This window comes from Pigmentiphaga sp. YJ18, assembly GCF_038066655.1.
Classification (GTDB): Bacteria; Pseudomonadota; Gammaproteobacteria; order Burkholderiales; family Burkholderiaceae_B; genus Pigmentiphaga.
Genome location: NZ_JBBUKU010000001.1, coordinates 702,277 through 726,405 on the forward strand (window position 1 = coordinate 702,277; position 24,129 = coordinate 726,405).

Annotated in this window: 22 protein-coding genes; 13 read left to right on the top strand and 9 right to left on the bottom strand. The window is 68.9% G+C overall.

All coding sequences use genetic code 11. The features are described 5' to 3' along the window. Position 1: 1 nt before the first annotated feature. The 8 genes from WKR98_RS03465 to WKR98_RS03500 form a co-directional block, all read right to left on the bottom strand. Positions 2-607: a cysteine hydrolase family protein gene (locus WKR98_RS03465; protein ID WP_124691887.1), complete on the bottom strand. Its 606-nt coding sequence runs from the start codon at positions 605-607 to the stop codon at positions 2-4. Next, a complete protein-coding gene (locus WKR98_RS03470; RefSeq protein ID WP_238160223.1) occupies positions 604-1,119 on the bottom strand; it encodes an aromatic-ring-hydroxylating dioxygenase subunit beta in 516 nt (171 codons plus the stop codon). The genes WKR98_RS03465 and WKR98_RS03470 overlap by 4 nt, the downstream gene beginning before the upstream one ends. Then, positions 1,116-2,450: an aromatic ring-hydroxylating dioxygenase subunit alpha gene (locus WKR98_RS03475; protein WP_124691888.1), complete on the bottom strand. Its 1,335-nt coding sequence runs from the start codon at positions 2,448-2,450 to the stop codon at positions 1,116-1,118. Before WKR98_RS03475 ends, WKR98_RS03470 begins: the two co-directional genes overlap by 4 nt. A 24-nt stretch (positions 2,451-2,474) precedes the next feature. Continuing rightward, the gene (locus WKR98_RS03480) at positions 2,475-3,707 is read right to left on the bottom strand and encodes a dienelactone hydrolase family protein (RefSeq protein ID WP_341432071.1); all 1,233 of its coding nucleotides are present in this window, start codon (positions 3,705-3,707) and stop codon (positions 2,475-2,477) included. A gap of 113 nt (positions 3,708-3,820) precedes the next feature. Then, on the bottom strand, positions 3,821-6,382 hold the full coding sequence (locus WKR98_RS03485; RefSeq protein WP_341432072.1) for a PKD domain-containing protein: 2,562 nt from the start codon (positions 6,380-6,382) through the stop codon (positions 3,821-3,823). 35 nt (positions 6,383-6,417) lie between these two features. Then, the gene (locus tag WKR98_RS03490; RefSeq protein WP_341432073.1) at positions 6,418-9,132 is read right to left on the bottom strand and encodes a TonB-dependent receptor; all 2,715 of its coding nucleotides are present in this window, start codon (positions 9,130-9,132) and stop codon (positions 6,418-6,420) included. 168 nt (positions 9,133-9,300) lie between these two features. Beyond that, positions 9,301-10,278 (bottom strand): FecR domain-containing protein, encoded by a 978-nt coding sequence (locus tag WKR98_RS03495; protein ID WP_341432074.1) that lies wholly within the window; start codon positions 10,276-10,278, stop codon positions 9,301-9,303. A 19-nt stretch (positions 10,279-10,297) separates the two neighbouring features. Next, positions 10,298-10,804 (bottom strand): sigma-70 family RNA polymerase sigma factor, encoded by a 507-nt coding sequence (locus WKR98_RS03500; protein ID WP_341432075.1) that lies wholly within the window; start codon positions 10,802-10,804, stop codon positions 10,298-10,300. 220 nt (positions 10,805-11,024) lie between these two features. On the opposite strand from WKR98_RS03500, the gene WKR98_RS03505 reads away from it, so the two are divergent. The 9 genes from WKR98_RS03505 (at position 11,025) to WKR98_RS03545 (ending at position 19,433) form a co-directional block, all read left to right on the top strand. After that, positions 11,025-11,999, top strand: a complete 975-nt coding sequence (locus WKR98_RS03505) for a Bug family tripartite tricarboxylate transporter substrate binding protein (RefSeq protein ID WP_341432076.1) — start codon at positions 11,025-11,027, stop codon at positions 11,997-11,999. A gap of 33 nt (positions 12,000-12,032) precedes the next feature. Next, the gene (locus WKR98_RS03510; RefSeq protein ID WP_341432077.1) at positions 12,033-13,586 is read left to right on the top strand and encodes a sulfatase-like hydrolase/transferase; all 1,554 of its coding nucleotides are present in this window, start codon (positions 12,033-12,035) and stop codon (positions 13,584-13,586) included. Positions 13,587-13,605: 19 nt separating this feature from the next. Next, entirely contained in the window at positions 13,606-13,962 is a 357-nt protein-coding gene (locus WKR98_RS03515) for a 2Fe-2S iron-sulfur cluster-binding protein (RefSeq protein WP_124691895.1), read from the top strand. Between the two features lie 22 nt (positions 13,963-13,984). Then, on the top strand, positions 13,985-14,929 hold the full coding sequence (locus WKR98_RS03520; RefSeq protein ID WP_124691896.1) for a catechol 2,3-dioxygenase: 945 nt from the start codon (positions 13,985-13,987) through the stop codon (positions 14,927-14,929). 163 nt (positions 14,930-15,092) lie between these two features. Beyond that, the gene (locus WKR98_RS03525; protein ID WP_341432078.1) at positions 15,093-16,001 is read left to right on the top strand and encodes a LysR family transcriptional regulator; all 909 of its coding nucleotides are present in this window, start codon (positions 15,093-15,095) and stop codon (positions 15,999-16,001) included. Positions 16,002-16,111: 110 nt separating this feature from the next. Next, entirely contained in the window at positions 16,112-17,029 is a 918-nt protein-coding gene (locus WKR98_RS03530; protein WP_341432079.1) for a TauD/TfdA dioxygenase family protein, read from the top strand. 7 nt (positions 17,030-17,036) lie between these two features. Then, positions 17,037-18,236 (top strand): alpha-hydroxy acid oxidase, encoded by a 1,200-nt coding sequence (locus tag WKR98_RS03535; protein ID WP_124691899.1) that lies wholly within the window; start codon positions 17,037-17,039, stop codon positions 18,234-18,236. After that, positions 18,224-19,000: a fumarylacetoacetate hydrolase family protein gene (locus WKR98_RS03540; RefSeq protein WP_124691900.1), complete on the top strand. Its 777-nt coding sequence runs from the start codon at positions 18,224-18,226 to the stop codon at positions 18,998-19,000. Before WKR98_RS03535 ends, WKR98_RS03540 begins: the two co-directional genes overlap by 13 nt. A 4-nt stretch (positions 19,001-19,004) precedes the next feature. Then, entirely contained in the window at positions 19,005-19,433 is a 429-nt protein-coding gene (locus WKR98_RS03545; protein ID WP_124691901.1) for a nuclear transport factor 2 family protein, read from the top strand. Here the strand turns inward: WKR98_RS03545 and WKR98_RS03550 are convergent, their stop codons facing one another. Next, the gene (locus WKR98_RS03550; RefSeq protein ID WP_124691902.1) at positions 19,434-20,432 is read right to left on the bottom strand and encodes a Bug family tripartite tricarboxylate transporter substrate binding protein; all 999 of its coding nucleotides are present in this window, start codon (positions 20,430-20,432) and stop codon (positions 19,434-19,436) included. Positions 20,433-20,563: 131 nt separating this feature from the next. Between WKR98_RS03550 and WKR98_RS03555 the strand changes: the two genes are divergently transcribed. From WKR98_RS03555 to WKR98_RS03570, 4 genes are all read left to right on the top strand, one after another. Then, positions 20,564-21,484: a LysR family transcriptional regulator gene (locus WKR98_RS03555; RefSeq protein ID WP_124691903.1), complete on the top strand. Its 921-nt coding sequence runs from the start codon at positions 20,564-20,566 to the stop codon at positions 21,482-21,484. Positions 21,485-21,553: 69 nt separating this feature from the next. Next, on the top strand, positions 21,554-22,156 hold the full coding sequence (locus tag WKR98_RS03560; protein WP_124691904.1) for an NADPH-dependent FMN reductase: 603 nt from the start codon (positions 21,554-21,556) through the stop codon (positions 22,154-22,156). Between the two features lie 29 nt (positions 22,157-22,185). Next, a complete protein-coding gene (locus WKR98_RS03565; RefSeq protein WP_341432080.1) occupies positions 22,186-22,977 on the top strand; it encodes an alpha/beta fold hydrolase in 792 nt (263 codons plus the stop codon). Further along, positions 22,974-24,110 (top strand): LLM class flavin-dependent oxidoreductase, encoded by a 1,137-nt coding sequence (locus WKR98_RS03570; protein WP_124691905.1) that lies wholly within the window; start codon positions 22,974-22,976, stop codon positions 24,108-24,110. Before WKR98_RS03565 ends, WKR98_RS03570 begins: the two co-directional genes overlap by 4 nt. Positions 24,111-24,129 lie beyond the last annotated feature (19 nt).

The following is a 24,129-nucleotide window of genomic DNA, read 5'->3' on the forward strand; positions in this document are numbered from 1 at the left end:
TTCATGCTTCGGCCAGCTTCTGGATCTCGTCCAGCCGGCACACCTCGGCCAGCAGCCGCAGGTTGTGCAGCGCGGCCGCGTGCACCGCCTGGCTGGCCGCGCCGCAAGCGTCCTCGACCACGGCCGACTGCCAGCCCAGGTCGGTCGCGTGCCGGACGGTATGCTCCACCACCGAGTTAGTCGCCACCCCGCCCACGAGCAGCAGCGAGGGCCGCATCGCATCGAGCATCGGCTCCAGGCCGGAGCGGAAGAATGCATTGATGCGGTTGTGCGTCACCACCGGTTCGCCCGGCATGGGCGCGAGCTCCTCCAGGAATTCCGCGCCCCAGCTCCCGTCGGCCATGACCGCCTGCGCCACCACCGTCCTGAAGATGGCGCAGTTCTGCGTCACGTCGGAAAAATCCGGGCGATAGGCGATGCGCACGTGCACCACCGGCCACCGCCTCCGGCGCCCCAGCGCCAGCAGGCCGCGCGCGCCGCGCACCACGGCCGGCTGCGCGGCGCCGTCGCCGGCCACGCCGAAGGCGAACCTGCCATCCGGGTGCAGGACCTCGTTCTGGTAGTGCAGCGCCAGGACGACGGGGCGCGAGAAATCGAGAGACGTCACAGGAACACCTGGAGGTTCTCGTGGATCGCGTCGCAGTTGACCAGGTCCACCCGTTTCATCTCGATCCGGAACGACCCGGCCGCGGCGGGATCCTCGCGCAGCGTATGCGTATAGCTGCCGCCGAACGCGCGCGGGTTGTCGGCCCGCCATTCAAGCATCTGGAACGACGAGCGGACCACGATCGTCCCGGGGCCCGGGTCGGTAACCGATACGTTGCCTATCGTCCTCGCCCCATGCGTCGGCGGCTGCTGCGACCAGTTCCGGTGGTTGGCCAGCCGGCGCGCGCGCACGCTGCGCAGCAGCGCGTCCTCGTGGAACAGCGAAACCTGGGTCCGGGCGTCCTGCTGGCCGCGCATGCGCGGGACCCAGTACATGCCCGTGGGGGTGAACAGCCGCAGCCACTCGTCCCAGGCATTGGCGTCGAGCAGCCGCGCCTCCAGGAACAGGAACTGCTCGACCCGATGCTTGAGCCGGATCGCCTCGTCCATTTCCACCGCGCCGATCCCGTTCATGCCGCCTCCCCGCATCCTGTCCCGCCCTCGGTCATCAAGGCCTTCCAGGCCGCGAACTGGTTGCGTATGGGCAGCTCGCTCGTGCCGTTGACCGCGACCTTCCCGCCCGGGATGTCCCGGTCGGTACCGCAGTAGCGGTGCATGCTGACCCAGTCCCCGCCGTCGAGCCGGTTGCCTTTCTGCACCCGGGTGTACAGCTCCACGTCGTCGGGCATCACGTTGGACGACGGGGAGTTGATGGTATTGGCGTAGGTGACGGCGCGTTCGAACACGGCCTCGGGCGCCCCCTTGAGCCGGAAGGTAATGATCTCGACCATGGTGCGATCGACCGCGACGGGCCGGATGACGCGGAACTGCTGGAACACCGTATGGGGCGACCCGCTGCCGTAGATGATGGTGTTGTGCAGGTTCATGCCCAGTATTTCCCGGGCCCGCGCCTCGCCCACCGCGGCGGCCAGGCTTTCGTGGTGGGCGCGGCTGGTCGGATCCCGGTCCGTGCCGCCGGGATCGAAGATCCCTTCCATGTAGCCGTGCCCATGGTCGAAGGCGTGCACCGCGAGTTTTTCCCAGAACTGATAGGGCTCGCCGTTGCCCGCCATGATGTGCAGCACGAACGGCATGTCCTGGCCGGCCATCGAAGCCTCGTACTCGTCCCGGGCCGCGACGACGGAAGACTCGTGCGTGACGGCGGCATGCATGGTGTCGTGCAGATTCTCGTAGAAGATCTTCCAGTTGGAGTTCTGCCAGACGCGGAACACGCCGCCGGCCACCTCCACCTCGCCCACGGGAGAACGATCACACAGGTTGTCGATCGCCGCCTTGGCGCCGCCCAGGAAATCCACCAGGTCATCGCCGCCCTCGGACAGGCTGGCGAAGACGAAGCCCCGATAGCTGGCCACGCGGGCAACGCGCCGCAGCCAGAACGCCTCGTCGGCGGGATCGAAGGCCGTGCCTTCGTAGCCGGCCCGCAGCGGCGCCGACAGCATCGGGCCGTGGAGCCGGAACGTCCAGGCGTGGTAGGGGCAGCGAAAGTGCCGGTCCACGTGCCCGTCTCCTGGCGGCACGATCTGCGCCCCCTTGTGCGGACAGCGGTTGTACAGCACATGGGGTTTGCCGTCCGCCGCCCGGACCAGGATCACGTCCTGCCTGCCGATGCGGCTCGTCACGTAGTCGCCGGTTTGCGGGATCTGGCTTTCGTGCCCGACGTAGACCCACACGCGGCCGTAGATGCGCTCCATCTCCAGGTCGAATATGCCGGGGTCCACGTAGACCGCGCGGTGCACCTTGTCCGGCTTCACCATGTCCGCCAATTGTTCGTTCGTGTACAACACAACCTCCTTACGCAAGGATCCCTGTCAGTCCATCCCTTCGCTACGCGCCCAGGACCGCATCAGGACGTTCGACGGCAGGCTTTCATCCAGCAGCTTCGCCGCCGTTTCCCGGCCCGCCACGGGCAGGCCCGCGGGATCCAGCACGCCGATCTGCACCAGCACCGACGCCTGGTCCCAGTAGATGTGTTCGTGGCAGAGCTTGTCGCCGCGGAACTTGACGACCGCGACCAGCGGGATCTCCACACGGCGGCCGGTGGGCGCGATCCCGGGCAGCATCCATTCGATCTCTTCGTCGTGGGTGAAGCAGAACAGCTGCTCGTCCACGATCTGGGTCGCTCCCACGGTGCGCGAGATGGGAATGAGCCGGGTGTCCCGGGGCGTGGACGGGATGAAATGGTGCTTGTAGAAGCGGTAGAGCTGACGGGCGCCGACGCCGCCGGTCAGGGTGGGGATATGGTTGACGTAGGGCTCGGCCACCATGGTGCGCATGGTTTCGGCCGCGTCGCGCACGTCGAACTCCAGCTCGGTGTGGCGATCCCACAGCGACGACAGGTCGTAGCGGGGCCCGATGTGCTCATGCAGGAAGGCGATCGTGCGCTCGTAGCTGACCAGGGCCGCGGGCTTGCGATAGAGCGCGCTGCCCTGGCGGGCGAAGGCGTGGTCGGCGTCCGGATAGCGGTGCACCCGGGCATCCGGCGATCCGGCCAGGTGCGCGGCGATGCGCGCCACGGTCTCGGGCGGACAGTAGCGGTCGGCGTCGCCGAAATGCAGCATGAGCGGCCGCGCCGGCGGACGGTCCAGGTGCGCCTCGATGCCCACGCCGTAGAAACCCGCTGCGCAGTCGACCAGCGCCTCGGCGGCGGCCAGATAGGCCAGCCGCCCGCCCAGGCAGTAGCCCACCGCCGCCACCTGCCCCGTCGTGGCGGGCGATTCCCGCAGTGTCCGCGCGGCCAGCGCGACGTCGGCCAGGCCGACGCCCACGTCGAATCGTTCCAGCAGCGCGAAAGCCTGGGCGTGGTCCTCTTCGCCGTAGCCCAGGTCGACTCCCGGCCGGATCTGCGAGAACAGGTCCGGAACCAGCACCACGTATCCCTCTTCGGCATAGCGCTCGGCCAGCTTGCGCATCGTCTCGTTGATGCCGAAGATCTCATGGCACAGCACCAGCCCGGGGCCGTGGCCGGAGGCCGGCATCGCGCAATACGCCGACGTCGCCGATCCGTCCTGGCGGGTCATGGGAATCGTGGTCTGGTGCTTCATGGGGCCGCCTCGCTTGATGCCGATGCCGAACTATAGGCAGCGGCCCCCGGGCCGGTCTCGCCGCTTCAGGCCACGGATATCCGAAGCTCGCCACGATCTGAAGCGGCCCCCCTTCAATAATTGTTGTTGTAGTTGTTCGTCGGGTTGTAGCTGAACGTCCACCCGTCCTTCCCGGCGACGCGGAAGGACCACGTCATGCCGTCCCGGCCGGTGACCAGCCCGCCGGCTCCAGGCGGCGTTGCCGTGATGGGCCACACCAGCTGGAACTCCACGCTTTCGCCGCGGCGGATGACCTGGTTATCGGCCAGGCCCACGAACTTCGGCGTCTCGGTGCCCCCGGCGTCGACCGCCCGCAGGTCGGCGATGGCGTAGTCGCCCCCATAGGCCGTCAACCGGAAGGTCTTGACCACCAGGTCGCCGCGGAAGCTGTCCAGCCCCAATGCGCCCGGCAAGGTGGGGCCGAAGCCGTCGAACGGGAAGAGCCGCTGGAAGGCCTTGGCGTCCGCGTCCTGCCTGTTGACCAGCATCTGGTCGTCGTTGGACCACTGGTGGTGCGTGCGCAGGTCTTCCAGCAGCAGGCTGGGGTAGTTCGCGCGGGCGGCCGCGTACAGGTCCAGGGTGTACGGACCGGCGATGTCGATGCCGTCGCTGATGGCCAACTGCACCTGATACTTGCCGGCCGTCATCGGCGCCAGCCCCAGGCGGTTGCACGACCATTGCCGCAGGGCCAGCCCCGCATTCATCCAGTCCTCGAACGCGATCACCGAAGCGCCGGGATAATTGCCGGCGTTGGCGGCGCAGAAGTAATTCGCCAGCGGCATGGCGAAACGCGCATCGGCGGGCGACTGCGGCAGCGTCCACAGGTAGGTGATCGCATCGCCGTCCGGATCATAGCCGTTGGGCTCGAGCAGGAATGAATTCCATTGCATGAACTCGCCCGCGCTCCACGGGTTGGCGGCCATGAACTCGCCCAGCACCATCGGCTGCTCCGCGCTGTAGTTCGCCGTCGCCAGGATCGCGCTGTTGGCGTTGCCCAGGAACTCCTTGGCTACCAGGCGCGCGATCGGGGGCTGGTTCCGCGTCCGCGCCACCACCGTGAGCTCGACCGGGTTGACCGAAATGCCGTCCGAGCTGGGAAAGCCGTGTTCGTCGGTCACCAGCAGGCTGAACAGATAGGGTCCGGCCTTGTCGGCCACGAAGCTGGCGTTGACCGCATTGGCGTTGCCCAGCGTCGCCGCGCTGCCGTCGGGGCGATCGAGCAGGGTCCACTGGTAGGCCAGGCGGTTGCCGTCCGGATCGGTGCTGTCCTCGCCGGTCAGCGTGACGGTGCCGCCCACGCCCACCGAGTTGCCCGCGCCCGCCACCTTGGCGATGGCGCGCGGCGGGCGGTTGGCGCCATTGACGACGGTATAGGCCTGGGTGACCGCGTCGCTCCATGCGCCGTGCGAGTCCTGGACGCGCAATTGCACCAGGTAGTTGCCATAGTGCGTACCGACGAACGAAGTGCCTTTCCAGTTGGCGGCGCGATCGAAGCCCTCGGGCGCCGACAGCAGCGTCCACTCGCGCGCGGCGTAGGCGATCATGCCGTCGTCGGCATCGATCGAATAGGCGCCGGTCAGGCTGATGGCAGTGCCCCGCTCGGCCTCGAAGGTCTTGCCGAACGGCGCCGTGATGACGGCGATCGGCTTGGCGTTCGGCGCGCCGGCCGGCGGAGCGACCTGCACGGTGAGGGTGGCCGGGCTCAGGCTGGTCGACTGGCCGTCGAACAGGCTCAGGTTGATCCGGTAGGTGCCGGCGAAATCCGGCACGAACGAGGCCCGCACGCTCGAGACATCGTCGATCACGGCCCGCGAGCCATAGGGCCGGGACGCGAAGCGCCAGCGGTATTGCAGGGCATCGCCATCGGCGTCGGTACTGGCGCTGCCGTCCAGCGCGACGCGCGTGCCGCGCACGGCGCCGGCGATGTCGCTGCCGGCGTTCGGTACCGGCCGGGAGTTGGCCACGCCTATGGTGACCGTCGTCGTGGCAGACGCGCTGACGCGGCTGCCGTAGGACACCGTCAACACGGCGCGATAGATGCCGACCTTGTCGGCCACGAAGCGCGGCTGCGCGATCCTGGAATCGTCCAGCGCCGCCTTGCTGCCCTCGGGCTTCTCGGCCAGGGTCCATGCATAGGCGAGCCCCGCGCTGCTGCCGCCCTCGGGAGGCAGGCTGGCCGAGCCGTCGAGCTGCACGGTGGAGGCCAACAACTGGCTGATCTGGGGCGTCACCACCGCCACCGGGTCGACGCTGGTGGCGCGCAGGTCGAGCAGCGCCGGCGCGCTGCGTGCCTTGCCGTCGTCGACGACCAGGCTGATCCGGTAGGCGCCCGCCCTGTCGGGCGTGAAGACGGGCTGCGCGGCCCGCTCGTCGGACAGCATGGCGGTACTGCCGTCCGGCCGCTGGTCGATGCTCCACAGATAGGCCAGGTTGCCGCCGTTGGGCGTCGAGCTGGCCGACCCGTCCAGCATGACGGCCTGGCCTGCGGGAACGCTGGTGGCATCGGCCCGGGCCACGGCGGTGGGCCGGTCGGCCGGCGTGGCGGTGCCGCCATCGTCGCCGCCGCCACCGCCTCCGCACGAGGCCATCAGCAGCGATGCGCCGACGCCCAGCAGAAGATTGCGGAAAAGAATCATGACAAGGTTTTCCTTTTTTAAGGAACAGCGTGAAATCAAAACTGCATGGTGACGCTGAGCCGCGCGGTGCGGCCCGGCGCCGGCACCAGCCCGAGGCTGAGCGCATCGAGGTAGTAGCGGTCGGTCAGGTTGTCGATGTTGAAATCGACGCTGACCCGGTCGTTGATGCGGTAGCTCGCGAACAGGTCCCAGATCTGGTAGCCGTGCCACGGCACGACGGCGTTCAGGCCCTGCTGGGTGTCGTCGTTGAATTCCGGCACCTGGTTGCGCTTGCCCATGAACGTGCCGCGTAGGCCCATGGTCAGCCGCCGGTCCAGCAGGCGCACCCCGGCGGTGGCCGAGGCGTGCCAGTTCGGCGGAATCATGTTGTTGACGTAGCTGTTGGCGATGCCGTAGTCGGTGCAGGTGTAGCGCCGGTAGCTGCCGAAATGGCAGGTCTCGATGAAGGTGTACCGGGTGGCGCCGCCGCTGATGAAGAACGTGCCGGCGTCATACGAACCCGACAGCTCGAAGCCGTGGAAGCTCACGCTCTCGATGTTGCGCAGGCTGAAGAACTGCTTGCCCGAGCCTTCCTCCCAGGTGTTGGGGAACGTGCGCGTCAGATAGTCCCTGGTATGGTTGCGGAAGTAGGCGGCCTTCAGGCGGAACTTGTCGCTGGGCCGCCAAAGCCCGTCCTTGAGCAGGTTGATGCCGACTTCCCGGCTGGTCGCGTGCTCGGGCTTGAGGTGGATGTCCTGCGATGGAGAGACCGAGAACCCCGACGTGGTCTCGAACAGGCTGGGCATGCGCAGCGCCTCGGCATGGCGCGCATAGAACTGCAGGCCCGGTCGCGGCTCCCATAGCAGGCTTAGCTGGGGCGCGGCGCCGCTCTCCTTGCTGGTCATCATGACGGGGTCGCAGTACCCGTCGGCGCCGGGATTGACGCAGTAGGCGCTCTCGGCGTCGACGATGCGCGGTTTGTCGTCGGCCGACCGGAAACGCGTATAGCGCAGGCCGGCATCCAGGGTAACGGTGGGCAGCACGCGCCATTGCATGTTGCCGAAGGCGCTGACCTCGCGCCGATTGCCGGAGCGGCCGCCGCTGCCGACCAGTTCGTTTCCCGGCGCCGTGCCGTTCACGGTCTCGCGTTGCAGCGACAGCCCGTACTCCAGGCGGATGCCGCCCAGGCGATCCAAGCGCATGGCGTTGCTCAGGTCCAGCCCCCAGCGCCGGTACTTTTCCGCTCCCGCGCCGAAGCCCAGGTTCAGGTCGTCGTCCGAGTAGTTCCGGTTCAGGCTCTTGGTATCGGTGTGCCAGAGATTGACCTTGACGTCGTACAGCGGATTGCCCTCGGGATTCCAACGATGGCGGATGGCGTAGGTTCTGGCATCGACGCGGCTGCCTTCGGTCTGCCGGACCTGCCCCAGCCACAGCAGCTGCGACGGCATCATCTCGCCGTAGGTGCTGTCGTAGCGCATGAAGCTCAGCTCCGTTTCGTGGTCGCCGGGCAGATAGAAGCGGCTCTTGAGCAGATAGGATTCGCTCTCGAGGTTGGTGTTGACCACCTGCTCGCCCGCGCGAAAGCGCGTGGCCCCCTCCAGCCTGGGACGCACTTCGGTGTAGAACCCCCGGTTCAGCCGGTCGGACAGGTCCAGGCGGGGCACCGGCCCTTTCGTGCCCGCGTAGTAATTGCCCTGCTGGCGCCGCGCATAGGCGGCGACCACGTCCACCATCTCGAAGCGCTTGGCCAATGCCAGGCTGCCGGCCCAGCCGCGCGGCTTGAGCATGGACGGACGGTTCATGCTTTCCTTCGGGCCGTCGGCATTGGCGAGGTCGAACGGGCCCTCGCACAGGCTGGCGATCACGCAATCGGTACGGAACACCCCGCTGGTCTGGCCGGACGCCGAACCGGTGTTGTAGCCCGCCGGCGTACCCGGTGCGGGCACCGAGCCGCTGTTGTTGCCGATCGCGGTACCGCGCAGCCGGATGCCGAAATCCTTGCCGTCGCGCACGATGTCGTCGGCCTCGATCGTGCGCATGATGACCAGGCCGCCGGTCGCTCCCGTACCCTGGGCGTTCATGGTCGGCCCCTTCTCGACGGACAGGCCGCCGATCAGGTCGGGATCGATGTAGCTGCGCGACGCCACGCCCGCGTAGCCGCGATACACCGTGGTTTCCTGGCGCGTACCGTCCACCAGTACCGGCACCCGGCCCTGGCCCTGCATGCCGCGGATGTTGACGTCCAGCCCGCCGCTGTTGCGGTTCTCGCCGACCAGCACCCCGGGCATGCCCTGGAAGATGTCGCCCACCGAGGTGCCCCGGAACCGTTCGATGTCGTCGCGCGTCAGCACGCTGCGCGATCCCGCGGTCCGGTAGGCCTCGTCCTTGGGATCGTGCTCCGCCTGGCCGATCACCTCGATCGTCGGCAACGCCCACAACGGCGCGCCGGACACGGGCCGCAGCGCGTAGACGCCGGCGCCGCGTTCGATCGCTTCGAGCCCCGTCCCCTGCAACAGCAGCTCGATGGCCTCCCGCACCGTGTAGCGTCCGTTCAATCCGGTCGACCTCAGGCTGGCGACGCTGGCCTGCTCGAACAGCACCGTGACCCCGGCGGCTTCGGCGAACTGCGCCAGCGCCGCGTCCAGCGCTCCGGCCGGCACGCGGTACTCGCGCGGCGCGGCCGCCGTGACGGCCGTGCCCGGGGCCGTCACGGACTGCGCCCAGGCTGGCCCCGACAGCAGGCCGGAGCACGCCACGGCGAATGCCAGCATGGAAGGCGCGAGGCATGCCGGATGCGGGAGGCGATAGACGGCCGGCGTCAGGGCTACGGGTACGGCGGGGCGGCGAACGGCCATCGGGGTCCTTTCTGGCGGGTCGTGAGCGACAAAATGCTCACCTCTTGTCTGGTAGGACCAGCCAGAAACGAAAACCGGACAACATCAATCGCGCGGCCCGATGGAAACCCAATACCGGGTCAGCCTTCGGATGCGGACCGGCAGGATGGTGGGCACGGCGGCCAGCGCGGCCTCGCGGTCGGCCAACTGGAACACGCCGGAAATGCGCAGGTCGGCGACCTCCGGTTCGCACCGCAGCACGCCGTGCATGTGCCTGCCCAATTCTTCGCAGAAATCGGCCAGCCGCATGCCGCTGGCGCGCAGGACGCCCCGCGACCAGTCGCCCCGGCGCGGATCCCGCGGCACGGGCGCCCGGGCGCCCTGCGCGCCGAACGAGGTTTCCTGCCCCGCCTCCAGTCTCAGCGCCGACGCATCCGGCGCGGCGGGCTGGATCATTACCGCTCCCTCGAATACGGCCACGAACGTATCGCGCGCTGCCTGCCTGACGATGAAGCGCGTACCGATGGCGCGTACCCGCCCGGCGCCGGTATCGACCACGAAAGGCCTGGGCGGCGCCTGCGGATCCGGCGCCGTCGCGATCATGATCTCGCCGCCGCGCAGGCGCAGCCGGCGCTCGGCGCCAAACACCGCGTCCACCGCCGTCGCGGTGTTCAGGTCGAGGATGCTGCCGTCCGCCAGCACCACGCGCCGCCGTTCGCCGACCGCCGTGCGATAGTCGGCGGCCCAGGCGCGCCAGGGCGTTTCGCGATAGGCCAGCCACCCCGCCGGCACGCCGGCCAGGAGCAGGGCGAGCTTCTTGAGCGCGGCGCGCCGCTGGCGGCTGGTCCGGTCCAGGACGGGCATGGCCAGGCCGGACGGCATCGCGTCGAGCTGCTGGCCCAGGCGCTGCGCCTTCTGCCAGGCCGCCTCGTTCTCGGGCCGTGCCGAGCGCCAGGCCAGGCAGGCGGCATGGTCGCCCTCGCCGGCACCCGCGCCGCGCAGGCGCAGCAGCCAGCGCGCCGCCTCGCGGGCGGCGCGGCGATCGATGAGCTGGATGGAAGCAGGCCGCGCGCCAGCGCTCACGACGCGCCGCCCGGGCGCCTCATGGCGCGGCAAGAATGCATTGCTCCAGGCCGCGCAACACGTAGCGCTGCACGGTCCTGACCGAGACGCCCAGCATGCCGGCGATCGCGCCATACTCCAGGCCCTCGACCTGCGACAGCAGGAAGGCACGGCGCACCGCGGCGGGCAGCTCGCTCAGCATGGCATCGATCTGGCACAGGGTTTCGAGCAACAGGCAGCGCTCTTCCGGCGACAGCGCCAGCGCCCCGCCCATGTTGGCCAGGGCCTCCAGATACGCCTGCTCCAGGGTCTGCCGTTCGCGCAGGTTGATCACCAGCCGGCGCGCGATGGTCGCCAGGTAGGCGCGTGGCTCACGCAACTGCACCAGGTCCTGTTCATGGCCCAGCACCCGGATGAAGGTGTCCTGGGCCAGGTCATCGGCCTGCGCCGGATTGCCGAGCCGGCGGGCCAGCCAGCGCTGCAGCCATCCGTGGTGCTCGCGATAGAGCAGGTCCACGGTGAACGGGGAAATGACTTCTGACGACACGGGAAGAAGGGAACAAGAGGCGGATAACGCACTCGCCAATCAATTGATAATGAAAATCATTATCAAATTCTCCGGAGAAGGCGAGGACTTGTCAACCATGTCTTCCGGTTATGACCCATGCGCACAACGACTTGCCGGGCCCGCGGCGGACTGCGAAAGTCCCGCCAACGACTTGCCGGGCCAACCCAAGAAGACCACGGTTCAAGCACAGGAGACATCCATGACCTTCACGTTCGGGAAACTGGCGCTGGCCGCCACGCTTGGCCTGGCCGCCATCGGCGCGCAGGCGGAAACCTGGCCGGCCCGCCCGGTGCGCATCATCGTGCCGTACAACGCCGGCACGCCGCCCGACATCAGCAGCCGTATCATCGCGCAGAAGCTGACCGTCAAGCTGGGCCAGACCTTCTACGTCGACAACAAGCCCGGCGCCTCGGGCAGCCTGGCCGCGGGCGACCTCGACCGCTATCCCGCCGACGGCTATACCGCGATGACGCTGCTCACGCCCGTGGTGGTCGGCCCCGCGCTGCTGTCCTCGTTCAAGAAGGACTTCGCCCGCGACTACGCGCCCGTCGGGCAGTACGACTGGACCTACAGCGTGCTGGTCGTCACGCCGTCCCTGCCCGTGCACGACGTGAAGGGATTGATCGAGCTGCTGCGCGCCAAGCCCGATGCCTACAGCTTTCCCTCGGGCGGCTACGGCACGCCGGCGCACCTGGCGGGCGAGCTCTTCAAGCAGCGCTACGGCGTCACGGCCACCCACGTGCCCTACAACCAATTCACGGCCGGGCTGGCCGACCTGGTGGCGGGCCGGGTGAACTTCATGTTCCTGACCAGCACGGTGGCGGCGGCGCAGATCCAGGGCGGCAAGGTCAAGGCGCTGGCCATCGCTTCGCGCGACAGCCGGCTGCCCGGCCTGCCCGACGTGCCGACCATGGAGGAACAGGGCTTCAAGGGCTTCGACGTGCGCAACTGGGACGGCTTCGTCATGCGCAAGGAAACGCCCAAGGACGCTATCGCCGGATTCACGCGGGCGCTGAACCAGATCCTGGCCGATCCCGAGACGCGCAAGGCGCTGGCCGACGCGGGCGCCGAGCCGGTCCCGAGCACCACGGCCGAGCAGTTCGGCGCGCTGATTGCCAGCGAACAGGCCCGGCTGACGGACCTGGTGCGCCAGACCGCCATCAAGATCGACTGACTGCCGAACGACCGACTTCTTCCGGATACCAGGATGCGCAACGTCCTTTTCATCATGTGCGACCAACTGCGGGCGGACTACCTGTCCTGCTACGGCAGCCCCTGGCTGCGCACGCCCAACATGGACGCCCTGGCCGCGCGCGGCGTGGCCTTCACCCAGGCCTACGTGCAGTCGGGCGTATGCGGACCGTCACGCATGTCCTTCTATACCGGCCGCTATCCGTCCTCCCACGGCGCGACCTGGAACTTCATCCCCATGCCGATGAGCGAGCTGACGGTGGGCGACTACCTGTCGCAGGCCGGCCGCGCGCTCCACCTGGCGGGCAAGACCCACTTCGAGCCGTCGGCCGAGGCGACGGCGGCCTGGCGCGGCGGCGCCGCCGATCGTTCCGCCGCCAGCCTGCTGCAAGGCGGCTTCGAGGTGGTCTGCCGGCACGAGGGCGACCTGCCCACCGGCAAGGAGGACTACCGGCGCTACCTGGAGTCGGCCGGCTACGCGGGCGACGACCCGTGGCTGCAGCACGCCAACTCCGGCCGTCATCCGGACGGCTCGGTCGCCAGCGGCTGGCAGATGCGCCACGCGCACCTGGCCGCCCACGTGGCCGAGCCGCACTCGGAAACCGCCTACGTCTCGAACGCCGCCATCGATTTCATCCGCCGGCATCGCGACGAACCCTGGTCGCTGCACCTGTCGTACATCAAGCCCCACTGGCCCTACATCGCGCCGGCGCCCTATCACGACATGTACCGCCGCGCCGAGCAGGCGCCCATCCGGCGCAATCGCGCCTCCGAAGCCAACGAGCATCCGGTGCTGGCCGCCTACCGCTCGCATGACGAATGCCGCAGCTTCGACCAGGAGGACGTGGTGCGCCACGTGCGTCCGGCCTACATGGGCCTGATCCGGCAGATCGACGACCACCTGGGCCGGGTGCTGGAAGTCCTGGAGCAGACCGGCCAGACGGACCAGACGCTGATCGTCTTCACCTCCGATCACGGCGATTTCCTGGGCGACTACGGCTTCGGCGAAAAGGAACTGTTCCACGACGTCGTCCAGCGCGTACCGCTGATCGTGGTCGATCCGTCGCCCGCCGCCGACGCCACGCGCGGCACGCGCGATGGCCGTTTCGCCGCCGCGGTGGACGTCGTTCCCACCATCCTGGACGCGCTCGGCCTGCCCGCGCAGGCCCATCGGGTGGAAGGCCGCTCGCTGCTGCCGCTGGTGCGCGGTGAAGCCGCGCACGACTGGCGCGACTGCGTCTTCAGCGAACTGGACTATGCGACGCGGCGCGCGCGCCATGTCCTGGGCCGGCCCCGCGACGCCGACTGCCGGGGCTGGATGGTGCGCACCGCCGACTGGAAGCTGGTGGCCTGGAACGGCTACCGCCCGCAGCTCTTCCACCTGGCCGAGGATCCGGACGAGTTCCACGACCTGGGCGCGGACCCCGCCTTCGAGCCGGTGCGGCAATCGATGTCGGCGCGGCTGCTGGCGCATCAGTTGACGCTCAAGCGCCGCATCGCCGTCGACCTCGACCGCATCGAGGCCATGACCGACAACCTGCCGCCCGGCATACACATCGGCCAGTGGTAAACCTCTCGCAAGGAATCCCATGCATCCGGCCGAGCAGCGCTTCGAAGTCCATATCCTCGATACCGGCGAACGCTATGCCTGCGGCGGCTCGCAGACACTGCTGGCCGGCATGGAGGCGCTCGGCCGCAAGGGCATTCCGGTCGGCTGCCGCGGCGGCGGGTGCGGCGTATGCAAGAGCCGGATCGTCCGGGGCGACTACCACGCCGCGAAGATGAGCCGCGCCTGCGTCAGCGCCGACGAGCAGGCGGCCGGCGTGGTACTGGCCTGCCGCGTCGTGCCGCGCAGCGACATCGAGATCGAAGCGCTGGACAGGATGCGGCGCTGCGTGACCCGTCATTTGACGCCGGCGGCCCGACCGCCTGTACCCCCTACCTGACAACGACAGCAAGGAGACCATCATGGCGATCACAGGAGTGATGCGGCCGGGACACGTTTGCATACGGGTTCTGGAGATCGAGCCGGCGGTACGGCATTACGTCGATACCATCGGGCTCAGGGAAGTCATGCGCGACACCGCCGCCGACGGCAGCGCGCGGGTGTTCCTGAAAGCCTGGGACGAAGCCGACCACCACAGCGTGGTGCTGCGCGAGGCCGATGAAGCCGGCATGGATTACATGGGCTGGAAAGTGGACTCGGAAGCCACGCTGGACAAACTCTCGGCCGATGTCGAAGCCAGCGGCCTGGCGACCGACATGGTTTGGATGAGGGAAGGCGAGCATCCGATGACGGGACGGCGTTTTCGCTTCACCGTTCCGACCGGACACGTGATGGAACTGTACGCGCACCGCGAGACGCCCGGGTGCGCGGTAGGCTATCTGAACCCCGATCCGTGGCCGGACGACATGCACGGCATGGGCGCACGCCGCTTCGACCACTGCCTGCTGTACGGCGACGACCTGGCCGGCACGTTCAAGCTGTTCACCGAGGTGCTGGGCTTCAACCTTACCGAGGCGGTCGTGGCCGGGCCGGACGAGCAGATGATAGGCGCCTTCCTGAGCTGCGCGACCAAGGCCCACGACGTGGCCTTCATCCAGCAGCCGGTCAAGAACAAGCTGCATCACGTTTCGTTCCTGCTGGACAACTGGGGCGAAGTGCTGAAGGCGGCCGACATCATCTCCAAGCGGCGCGTATCGCTGGACATCGGGCCGACGCGCCATGGCATCACGCGCGGCGAAACGGTGTACTTCTTCGATCCGAGCGGCAACCGCAACGAGGTGTTCGCCGGCGGCTATACCTGGTACCCGGACAAACCGGTGATCAAGTGGACGGCCGAGGAGCTGGGCACGGGCATCTTCTACCACGACCGCAAGCTCAACGAGAAATTCCTGAGCGTGTTTACCTGAGTCGCGCGGGCGCGTATCCTCGCCCTCCTGACTGTATCTGGCGCCTGCCCCGCGAGACGATCATGAACCTGGATTCCGCCCCCGCCGCCGCGCCGTCCGCGCTCCCGCATGACTGCCGGAACCAGGCCGGCGGCGCCCGGCCGACGCCGCGTCCGGCCTGAACATGCAGCTCCACCAGCTCCGGGCCTTCGCGGCGGTGGCCGAGGCGGGCAGCATCAGCGCCGCGGCCAAGCTGCTGGACCTGACCCAGCCCGCCATCACGCGAGCCTTGCAGCAACTGGAGCTGTCGGTGGGCGCCACGCTGCTGACGCGGTCGGCGCACGGCGTCGAGCTGACCCCCTACGGACAGGCCCTGCTGGAACACGCCCGTTTCATCGTGCGCGCGGCGGCCGACGCCCACACCCACATCCGGCAACTGGCCGGCGACCTGTCAGGCAAGCTGTCCATCGCCTCGTCGGCGGCGCCGTTCGCGCTGGTGGTGCCGCGGGCGATCGAGATCATGCGGCTGCGCTTCCCCGACGTCTACATCCATCTGCAGGAAGCCACCTACCCCACGGTCATGGACCTGTTCCGCGAGAAGGGCCTGGACTTCGCCATCGGCCCGCTGCCCGCGGGCGGCCCCGGCGAAGGCTATAGGCACGATCCGCTGTTCACGCTGGACCTGGTGGTGGCGGTGCGGCATGGCCACCCCAAGGCGCGGGCGAAGTCGCTGCGGGCACTGGCCGACGTGCCCTGGCTCGTTACCGGGCCTGCCGACGGACCGGGCATGGTCATCGAGCGGTCCTTCGTCGACGCCGGCCTGCCGCCGCCCCAGTGCGTCATGCATTGCGAATCCGTGGGCGGCGCCATCCAGATCATCGAGCACGGCAACATCGCCAGCTTCGTGCCGCGCTACCTGGCCGAGGAAGCGCAGGCCGGGGGCATGCTGGCCATCGTGCCGGTGGCCGAGACCCTGCCGTCGCTGACGATTTCCGCGTTCATGCCGGTGCAGAAGATCCTGAGCCCGGCGGGGCAGGCGCTGTATTCGGCCATCCACAGCATCAGCCGCAGCCTGCGGCCCCAGGGCGCCTGATCCTCCCCGTTGTTTCCGTTCAGGAAATAACAAGTTTGCGCCCGGCGGGGTGTCCAAACCGGCCGTCGATGCCTACCATTTCGCCATCGATCAGCCAGACAGGACTCAAGATGACGGATATCGTCCCCACCGGAAAGATACTCGGGGCCACGGTGCGCGGCCTGGACCTTTCCCGGCCGCTTTCGGAGCAGGATTTCGCCACGCTGCTGGCGGCGCTGGGCACGCACGGCGTCCTGCGCTTTCCGGCGCAATCGATCACGCCGGCGCAGCTGCGGGATTTCTCGGCCCGTTTCGGCGGCCTGCAGCGGACGGTGTCGGACGCCAACGAGCCCGGCATTCCCGAGGTCAGCATTCTTTCCAATATCGTCGAGAACGGCCGGCTGATCGGCATCGCCGACGCCGGCCAGGACTGGCACACCGACATGTCCTACAACCCGACCGTGGGTTTCGTGAACGTGCTGCACGCCCTGAAGGTGCCGCGCCGCGACGGCCGCGCGCTGGGATCGACCAGCTTCGCCAACATGCACGCCGCCTGCGAGGACCTGCCCGCCGACGTCAAGCGCGAGCTGGAGGGCGCCACCGCGGTCCACGACTTCAACAAGTTCTGGGAAAACATGCGGGCGCGGCCCGGCAGCGAGCGGCCGCCGCTCACGCCCGAGCAGCGCGCCAAGCGGCCGCCGTCGACGCACCCGGTGTTCCTGACCCACCCGATCACCGGACGCAAGGTGCTGTACTGCAATCCCGGCTACGCCATCCGGATCAACGAACTCGATGCGCGCCGCAGCGACGAGATGCTGGAATTCCTGTTCGCGCACCAGTTGCAGGCCAAGTACCAGTACACCCACGAATGGACCGAGGGCGACGTGCTGATGTGGGACCACATCGGAACGCTGCACAACGCCTGGCCCGACTACCTGCCCCACGAGCACCGGCTGATCAAGCGCTGCCAGGTCATGGCCGACCGCATCTTCGATCCGTCCTTCCTGCCGGCCGCGATCCGCCCCGCGCGCGCCGCGGCCGCGCACTGAGCGCGCCATGGCCCTGTTCGATCGCGGCATCGGCCGCGCCCAGTCCATCGACGACCTGCGGGCGGCGGCGCGCCGCCGCCTGCCCAGGCTGGTGTTCGATTTCTTCGACGGCGGCGCCGAGAGCGAAGCCACGCTGGCCGACAACCGCCAGGCCTTCGAGCGCGTGCGCCTGCTGCCGCGCGCCCTGGTGGACGTATCCCGGGTTTCCACCCGCTGCACCGTGCTGGGCGCGCCGGCCGACTACCCGCTGGCCATCGCCCCCACAGGCGGCGTCGGCTACGGCCGCCACGGCGGCGACCTGGCCATCGCCAAGGCCGCCGCGCGGCACGGCATCCCCTATACCCTGTCGACCAGCGCCACGGCGTCGATCGAGGAAGTCGCGCGCGAGGCGCCCGGCCGCCTGTGGTTCCAGGCCTACGTGCTGAAGAACCAGGACTTCTTCCACGGCCTGATCGAGCGCGCGCGGGCGGCGGACTACGAGGCGCTGGTCATCACCGTCGACCTGCCGGTGGGCGGCAAGCGCGAGCGCGACGTGCGCAACGGTTTCCGCACTCCCTTCCGGCTCACATACCGCAGCTTTGGCGACGTCGCGGCTCACCCCCGCTGGGCGCTGGCGCTGCTGCGCCACGGCATGCCGGTGAACAAGAACCTGATCGGCCTGCAGCGCGACGTGACCTCGGTGGCGGGACTGGCCTCGGCGGTGGGGCGCAACTACGATCCCTCGTTCGACTGGGACCGCCTGGCGCAGGTACGCGACCGCTGGCCGCGCAAGCTGATCGTCAAGGGCATCCTGCGCCCGGACGACGCCGACCGGCTGGTGCGGCTGGGCGCCGACGCCGTGGTGGTGTCCAATCATGGCGGACGCCAGCTCGACGGCGCCTGCGCGACGCTGGACGCATTGCCCGGCGTGGCGGACGCGGTGGGCGGCCGCATCCCGGTCTGGCTGGACGGCGGCGTGCGGCGCGGCGTGGACATCCTGAAGGCGCGGGCGCTGGGCGCCGAAGGCGTGCTGGTCGGACGCGCGACGCTGTACGGCGCGGTCGCGGGCGGCGAACCGGGCGCGAACCGGGCCTTGCAGATCCTGACCGAAGAACTGGTGCGCGCGATGAAGCTGTGCGGCGCGCCCCGCATCGAGGACATCGACGAAACCCTCCTGGCGCGCCCGCCGCGCCAGGCAACCCACGAAGGACGGACATGCGCTGGCTGAGATACACGGATTCGACGGGCACCCACTACGGACTGGCCGAGGGCGACCGCATACGGCGGGTCGAGGGCTCGCCCTTCGACGGCTATGCGCCGACGAACGACTGGACCCGTCTGGACCAAGTGCGGCTGGAAGTGCCGGTGGTCCCTCGCACCTTCTATTGCGCCGGCCTGAACTACGCCGAGCACGCCATCGAGGCGGCCCGCAAACGGGGCCAGGAGCCGCAGCTGCCCAAGCAGGCGGACATCGGCTACCGCGCCAACAACGCCCTGGTGCCGCACGGCCACGACGTGGTGATGCCGCCCGATGCCCGCACCATCCACTACGAAGGCGAACTGGTCGCGGTCATCGGCAAGGAAGCCCGCCACCTGACGCCCGAGAACGCGCTGGACTGCGTGCTGGGCTACACCATCGGCAACGACGTCAGCGAGCGCAACTGGCAGCGGTCGGACCGCACCTTCTGGCGCGCCAAGAACTCGGACACCTTCAAGCCCATGGGCCCCTGGATAGACACCGATTTCGATCCGTCCCGGGCCCGCACCCAGGTGCGCGTGAACGGCCGGACCACCATCGACTTCGCCACCGCGGCGATGATCTTCGACGTGCCCACCTTCCTGTGCGCCATGACGAAGTACCTGACCCTGTACCCCGGCGACGTGGTCTGGATGGGCACCGACGGCCAGTCGCCCGACCTGCGTGCCGGCGACGTGGTGGAGATCGAGATCACCGGGCTGGGCACGCTGCGCAACACTTTCGTGCAAGGATGACACCATGACCGATCTGGAACACTGGGCCGCGGTGACCGGCTGCCAGCAGGCCATCCATGGCTTCTACCTGGCGCTGGACGGCGGCGACTTCGACGCGGTCGCCGCCTGCATGTCCGCACACGGCGTCTGGCATCGCCAGGGCCGGGCGCTGCAAGGCCCGGCCGAGGTCCGCGCGGCGCTGGCCGACCGGCCCGCCGGACGCACCACGGCCCATCTGGTGCAGAACCTCGTGATCGACCTGGATGGCCCGGACCGGGCCACGGCGCGGTACATGACGCTGGTCTACCGCGTCGACGCGGCGGCTCCGCAGGCGGGGCCGGTCCCGATGCCGCCGCCCCTGTCCATTTCCCTGCACCACGAGCGCCTGTCCCGGACACCGGACGGGCGCTGGCTGGTGGACGAGAAGCAGGGCCAGCGCCGGTTCGGGAACTGACTATTGCAGCGTGTTCTTGGCCTGCTGCAGCAGGGCCTTGTACTGGGTGGTGTCCCGCACCAGCAGTTCGCGCAGCTCGGCCGGCGCGGTGGTCCGCACCTCCATGCCCTGCGCCGCCAGCGTCTCGATGATCTTCGGCGACTTGCCGGCCTTGGCCAGCGCGGCGTTCAGCCGATCGACCACCGGCGCGGGCGTACCGGCCGGCGCCAGCACGGCCTGCCAGGTCTCGGCCTGGAAGCCCTTGACGCCGCTTTCATCCACCGTGGGCACGCCGGGCGTGGCGGGCGAGCGCTTGGCGCCGGTGGTCGCGATCAGCGCCAGCCGGCCTTCGGCCACGTGCTCCATGTTCCCCACCAGGGAGCTGAACATGACGTCCACGCGCCCGGCCAGCAGGTCGGCCATGGCCGGCCCCGTACCCTTGTAGGGGACGTGCACCATCTTGATGCCGGCCGCCTTGGCGAAGGCCTCGCCCGCCAGGTGCTGCGCCGAGCCGTTGCCCGACGAGGCGAAGTTCACCTTGCCCGGGTTGGCCTTGGCGTAGGCGATGAATTCCTGGACCGTGCGGATCTTCAGCCCCGGCGTCACCAGGATGCCCAACGATTGCACGGTGGCCTGGCCGATGGGCTGGAAATCGGCCACGGGATCGTAGGTCTTGGTGTCATGCAGCAGCGGCGTGATCACGAAGGCGTTGGTGCCGAAAAGCAGCGTATAGCCGTCGGCCGGCGAACGCCGGACCGACTCGGTCCCGACCAGGGTGCCGCCGCCCGCGCGGTTCTCCAGCACCACCGTCTGTCCCAGGCTTTCGGACATCTCCTGGGCGAACATCCGCCCGACGATGTCGGTCGCGCCGCCCGGTGCATAGGCCACGACCAGGCGCAGCGGGTGCGACGGAAAACCCTGCGCGCCGGCCGGCGCGGCGGCCCAGGGACCGGTGGCGGCAAGCACGAGCGCCAGCGCGGTCAGCCGGCGGCGGGTGGGGGACGAAGGGAGTCGGGTCATAGGAGGTCTCCGGATTTTCGTATCGAATGCGAAACAATGGATGGGGGCATTATTCGTTCGCCCCGCCTGCTCAACAAGGCGGCGGTGCTAAATTTGAAATTTCCTAAAGAGAAACCGGCAAGGACAAGCACGTGGACCAGCTCAGTTGCCTGCGCATGTTCCTGGAGGTGGCCCGGCGCAACAGCTTCGCCGGCGCCGCGCAGCACTTCGGCGTATCGCGCGCCACCTGCACCAAACAGGTGGCCTGGCTGGAACGCTCGCTGGGCGTCAAGCTGCTCAACCGCACGACCAAGCAGCTGGGGCTGACGCCGGCCGGCCTGCAGGTACTGGAGAACGGCACCGACCTCCTGCAGCGCTACGACGACTTGCGCGAATCCGTTCACGACCTGTCGCGCGACGTGGCGGGCGTGGTGCGGGTGGGCGTGCCGCCCGCCTTCGGCACGCAGCGCCTCCTGCCGGTGATCGGCGAATTCCACGAGCGCTATCCCGACGTCCAGATAGCCCTTAGCCTGCTGACCGTCCGCAAGCAGGAAACCTTCGTCGAACAGGGACTGGACGTGGGCATCATCATCGTCCCGGTGCTCAAGGATGCCAGCTTCATCGCCATTCCGCTGGCCGAGGCGCGCCAGGCGCTGGTCGCCTCGCCGGCCTATCTGGCCAAGGTTCCGCCCATCATCCATCCCCGCGACCTCCAGCATTGCAAGTGCCTGGTCAACTGGAACAAATCGCCCACCGCCACCTGGAACTTCACCGGTCCCGAGGGGCCGGTGTCCGTCCGGGTCCAGGGGCCGCTACGCTCGGACTTCGGCGACGCCCTGAAGGAAGCCGCGCTGACCGGCATGGGGATCTCCATGCACCCCTACTACATGATCGCCGACGAGCTCGAGCGCGGCGAACTGCGGGTCGTCCTGCCCGACTACGTCCCCTCGGGGCTGGACGTCTACGCCATCTACTCGTCGCGCAAGAACCTGCCCATGCGGGTGCAGGTCTTCCTGGAATTCCTGAAGGAATGGGCCCGGACACCCAAGTCCTGGAGCAAGAGCATGGAATAACCCGCCTCTTGACATTCCGGCCACTTGCGCGCGTAATACATAGCTAGCTATGTATTAACGGAGACAGGCATGAACACCTCCCCGCCCCGCGTGGTGGCACTGGGCGGCACCACGCGCCCCGACTCGTCCACCGAGCGCGCGCTGCGGCACGCGCTGGATGCCGTGGCCGCCACCGGCGCGCAGGTCGTCCTGCTGGCCGGCGACGACCTGGTCCTGCCCATGTACGCCCCGCACGAACCCGGCCGCACGCCGGCGGCACTGCGCCTGGTGGCCGAGCTGCGCCGGGCCGACGGCGTCATCCTGGCCTCGCCCGGCTACCACGGCAGCCTGTCGGGCCTGGTCAAGAACGCGCTGGACTACACCGAGGACCTGCGCACCGACGCCCGGCCCTACCTGAGCGGCCGGGCGGTGGGCTGCATCGCCAACGCCGCCGGCTGGCAGGCGGCCGTCACCACGCTGGGCGCGCTGCGCGACATCGTGCACGCGCTGCGCGGCTGGCCCACGCCGCTGGGCGTGTGCATAGGCGGCACCGATCCCGCCTTCGCGCCCGACGGCCGCTGCATCGACGCACGCGTGGACGAACAACTGCGCACGCTGGGCCGCGAGGTGGCCGACTTCGCCCACCGCATGCGCGCGCCGCAGCCCGGCATCGCGATGCGCGCCGCCGCCTGACGCGCCCCCTTTTCCACCTAGGAGACATCATGACCGCCATGAATGCGTCCACCCTGCGCATACGCGATACCGCGCTGCGCGTCGCGCGCGCCGGCCAAGGCCAGCCGCTCCTGTTCCTGCACGGCCCCGGCGGGCTGGCCGAATCGCAGGCCTGGCTGCAGGCGCTGGCCGAACACTACGACTGCCACGCCCCCGAGCATCCCGGCTATGGCGGCGCCGCCGTGCCGGCCTGGCTGGACAACGTGCGCGACCTTGCCAACTTCTACCTGGACTACCTGGACCAGCAGAAGCTGCGCGGCGTGCACCTGGTCGGCTACGACCTGGGCGGCTGGATCGCGGCCGAACTGGCGGTGCGCAACAGCCACGCGCTGGCTTCGCTCACCCTGGTCTCGGCCCAGGGCATCCACGTGCCGGACGTGCCCGCCACCGACGTCTTCCTGCGCACCGACGACGATCTCGTGCGCGACACCTACCACGACCCCGCGCTGGCCGCGCGCGTGCTCGAACGCGCGCCCACCGAGGAAGAGCTGGACGTGGCCGTGCGCAACAAGGAAGTCACCGCCCGCCTGACCTGGCAGCCGCGCGGCCACGATCCCGACCTGGCCAAGTGGCTGCATCGCATCGCCGTGCCTACGCTGGTGGTATGGGGCGCCAACGACCGCATCCTGCCCGCCGAATACGGCCGCGCCTGGCGCGATCGCATCGCCCGCGCCACGCTGGCCGAGATGGGCGATTGCGGCCACGCGCCCCACCTGGAACGCCCGGCCGAGACCCTGGCCGCGCTGACCCGTTTCACCGCCTCGACCGGGAGCCCCGCATGAAGTTCTTCAATTTCCACCTGATGCCCTATCGCCATGCGGACCTGGAAGCGATCCAGAAGAACGGCTCGGCCTGGGTGACCTTTTCCAACCGCCACTACGATCCGCAGCTGGGCGCCGAGCTGTACCACGAGTACCTGGATCAGATGGAATACGCCGACCAGTTGGGCTTCGACGGCGTCTGCCTGAACGAGCACCACCAGACGGCATACGGCCTGATGCCGATTCCGGGCGTGCTGGCCGGCGCGCTGGCTCGCAGCGTCAAGCGCGCGCGCATCGCCGTGCTGGGCCGCGCGCTGCCGCTCCTGAACAACCCGCTGATGGTGGCCGAGGAATTCGCCATGCTGGACAACCTGACGCGCGGCCGCTTCATCGCCGGCTTCGTGCGCGGCATCGGCGCCGAATACCACGCCATGGGCATCAACCCGGCCGAGTCGCAGGCGCGCTTCGCCGAGGCCCACGACCTGATCGTGCGCGCATGGACCCAGCCCGGCCCCTTCTCGTACACGGGCAAGCACTACCAGTTCAATTACGTGAACCCGTGGCCGCGTCCCTACCAGGACCCGCACCCGCCGATCTGGGTGCCGTCGCAGGGGTCCAGCAGCACCATCCGCTGGGCGGCGGGACTGCGCTACACCTATTGCCAGACCCTGAGTCCCATCGCCACGGTCAAGAAATTCTTCGACATGTACCGCGAGGAAGCGCGCAAGGCCGGCTACGAAGCGGGCCGCGACCAGCTTGCCTGGTCCAACTGCATCTACGTGGCCGAGACCGACGAGCGCGCGATGGCCGAGGCCAAGCCGCACCTGGAGGCACTGATGACCCGCCTCCTGAAGATGCCCATGGAAATGCTGCTGCCGCCGGGCTACACCAACATCGAGGCCATGAAGCGCATCAAGTCCACGCGCGCGGTCGGCGCCAAGCCGCAGTCGGTGGAAGACCTGGTGAAATCCGGACTGGTCATCATCGGCAGCCCCGCCACCGTGCGCGAGAAGCTGGCCGAGTACGAGGACCTGGCGGGCTTCGGCACCACCCTGACCAAGACCCAGTTCGGCACCATGCCCGACGGCATGGTCCGCGCCAACATGCAGGCCATCGCGCAGGAAATCATCCCGCACTTCAAAGACGCCGCCTGAGCGGTCAACAAGGAGGAGA

What these genes read in the sequence shown, in the direction of transcription:
- WKR98_RS03530 (WP_341432079.1), top strand. Translation starts at nt 16,112, where the DNA reads ATGACGGATATCGTCCCCACCGGAAAGATACTCGGGGCCACGGTGCGC.
- WKR98_RS03505 (WP_341432076.1), top strand. Translation starts at nt 11,025, where the DNA reads ATGACCTTCACGTTCGGGAAACTGGCGCTGGCCGCCACGCTTGGCCTG.
- WKR98_RS03545 (WP_124691901.1), top strand. Translation starts at nt 19,005, where the DNA reads ATGACCGATCTGGAACACTGGGCCGCGGTGACCGGCTGCCAGCAGGCC.
- WKR98_RS03540 (WP_124691900.1), top strand. Translation starts at nt 18,224, where the DNA reads ATGCGCTGGCTGAGATACACGGATTCGACGGGCACCCACTACGGACTG.
- WKR98_RS03510 (WP_341432077.1), top strand. Translation starts at nt 12,033, where the DNA reads ATGCGCAACGTCCTTTTCATCATGTGCGACCAACTGCGGGCGGACTAC.
- WKR98_RS03515 (WP_124691895.1), top strand. Translation starts at nt 13,606, where the DNA reads ATGCATCCGGCCGAGCAGCGCTTCGAAGTCCATATCCTCGATACCGGC.
- WKR98_RS03535 (WP_124691899.1), top strand. Translation starts at nt 17,037, where the DNA reads ATGGCCCTGTTCGATCGCGGCATCGGCCGCGCCCAGTCCATCGACGAC.
- WKR98_RS03565 (WP_341432080.1), top strand. Translation starts at nt 22,186, where the DNA reads ATGACCGCCATGAATGCGTCCACCCTGCGCATACGCGATACCGCGCTG.
- WKR98_RS03570 (WP_124691905.1), top strand. Translation starts at nt 22,974, where the DNA reads ATGAAGTTCTTCAATTTCCACCTGATGCCCTATCGCCATGCGGACCTG.
- WKR98_RS03480 (WP_341432071.1), bottom strand. Translation starts at nt 3,707, where the DNA reads ATGAAGCACCAGACCACGATTCCCATGACCCGCCAGGACGGATCGGCG.
- WKR98_RS03485 (WP_341432072.1), bottom strand. Translation starts at nt 6,382, where the DNA reads ATGATTCTTTTCCGCAATCTTCTGCTGGGCGTCGGCGCATCGCTGCTG.
- WKR98_RS03550 (WP_124691902.1), bottom strand. Translation starts at nt 20,432, where the DNA reads ATGACCCGACTCCCTTCGTCCCCCACCCGCCGCCGGCTGACCGCGCTG.
- WKR98_RS03520 (WP_124691896.1), top strand. Translation starts at nt 13,985, where the DNA reads ATGGCGATCACAGGAGTGATGCGGCCGGGACACGTTTGCATACGGGTT.
- WKR98_RS03470 (WP_238160223.1), bottom strand. Translation starts at nt 1,119, where the DNA reads ATGAACGGGATCGGCGCGGTGGAAATGGACGAGGCGATCCGGCTCAAG.
- WKR98_RS03490 (WP_341432073.1), bottom strand. Translation starts at nt 9,132, where the DNA reads ATGCTGGCATTCGCCGTGGCGTGCTCCGGCCTGCTGTCGGGGCCAGCC.
- WKR98_RS03525 (WP_341432078.1), top strand. Translation starts at nt 15,093, where the DNA reads ATGCAGCTCCACCAGCTCCGGGCCTTCGCGGCGGTGGCCGAGGCGGGC.
- WKR98_RS03560 (WP_124691904.1), top strand. Translation starts at nt 21,554, where the DNA reads ATGAACACCTCCCCGCCCCGCGTGGTGGCACTGGGCGGCACCACGCGC.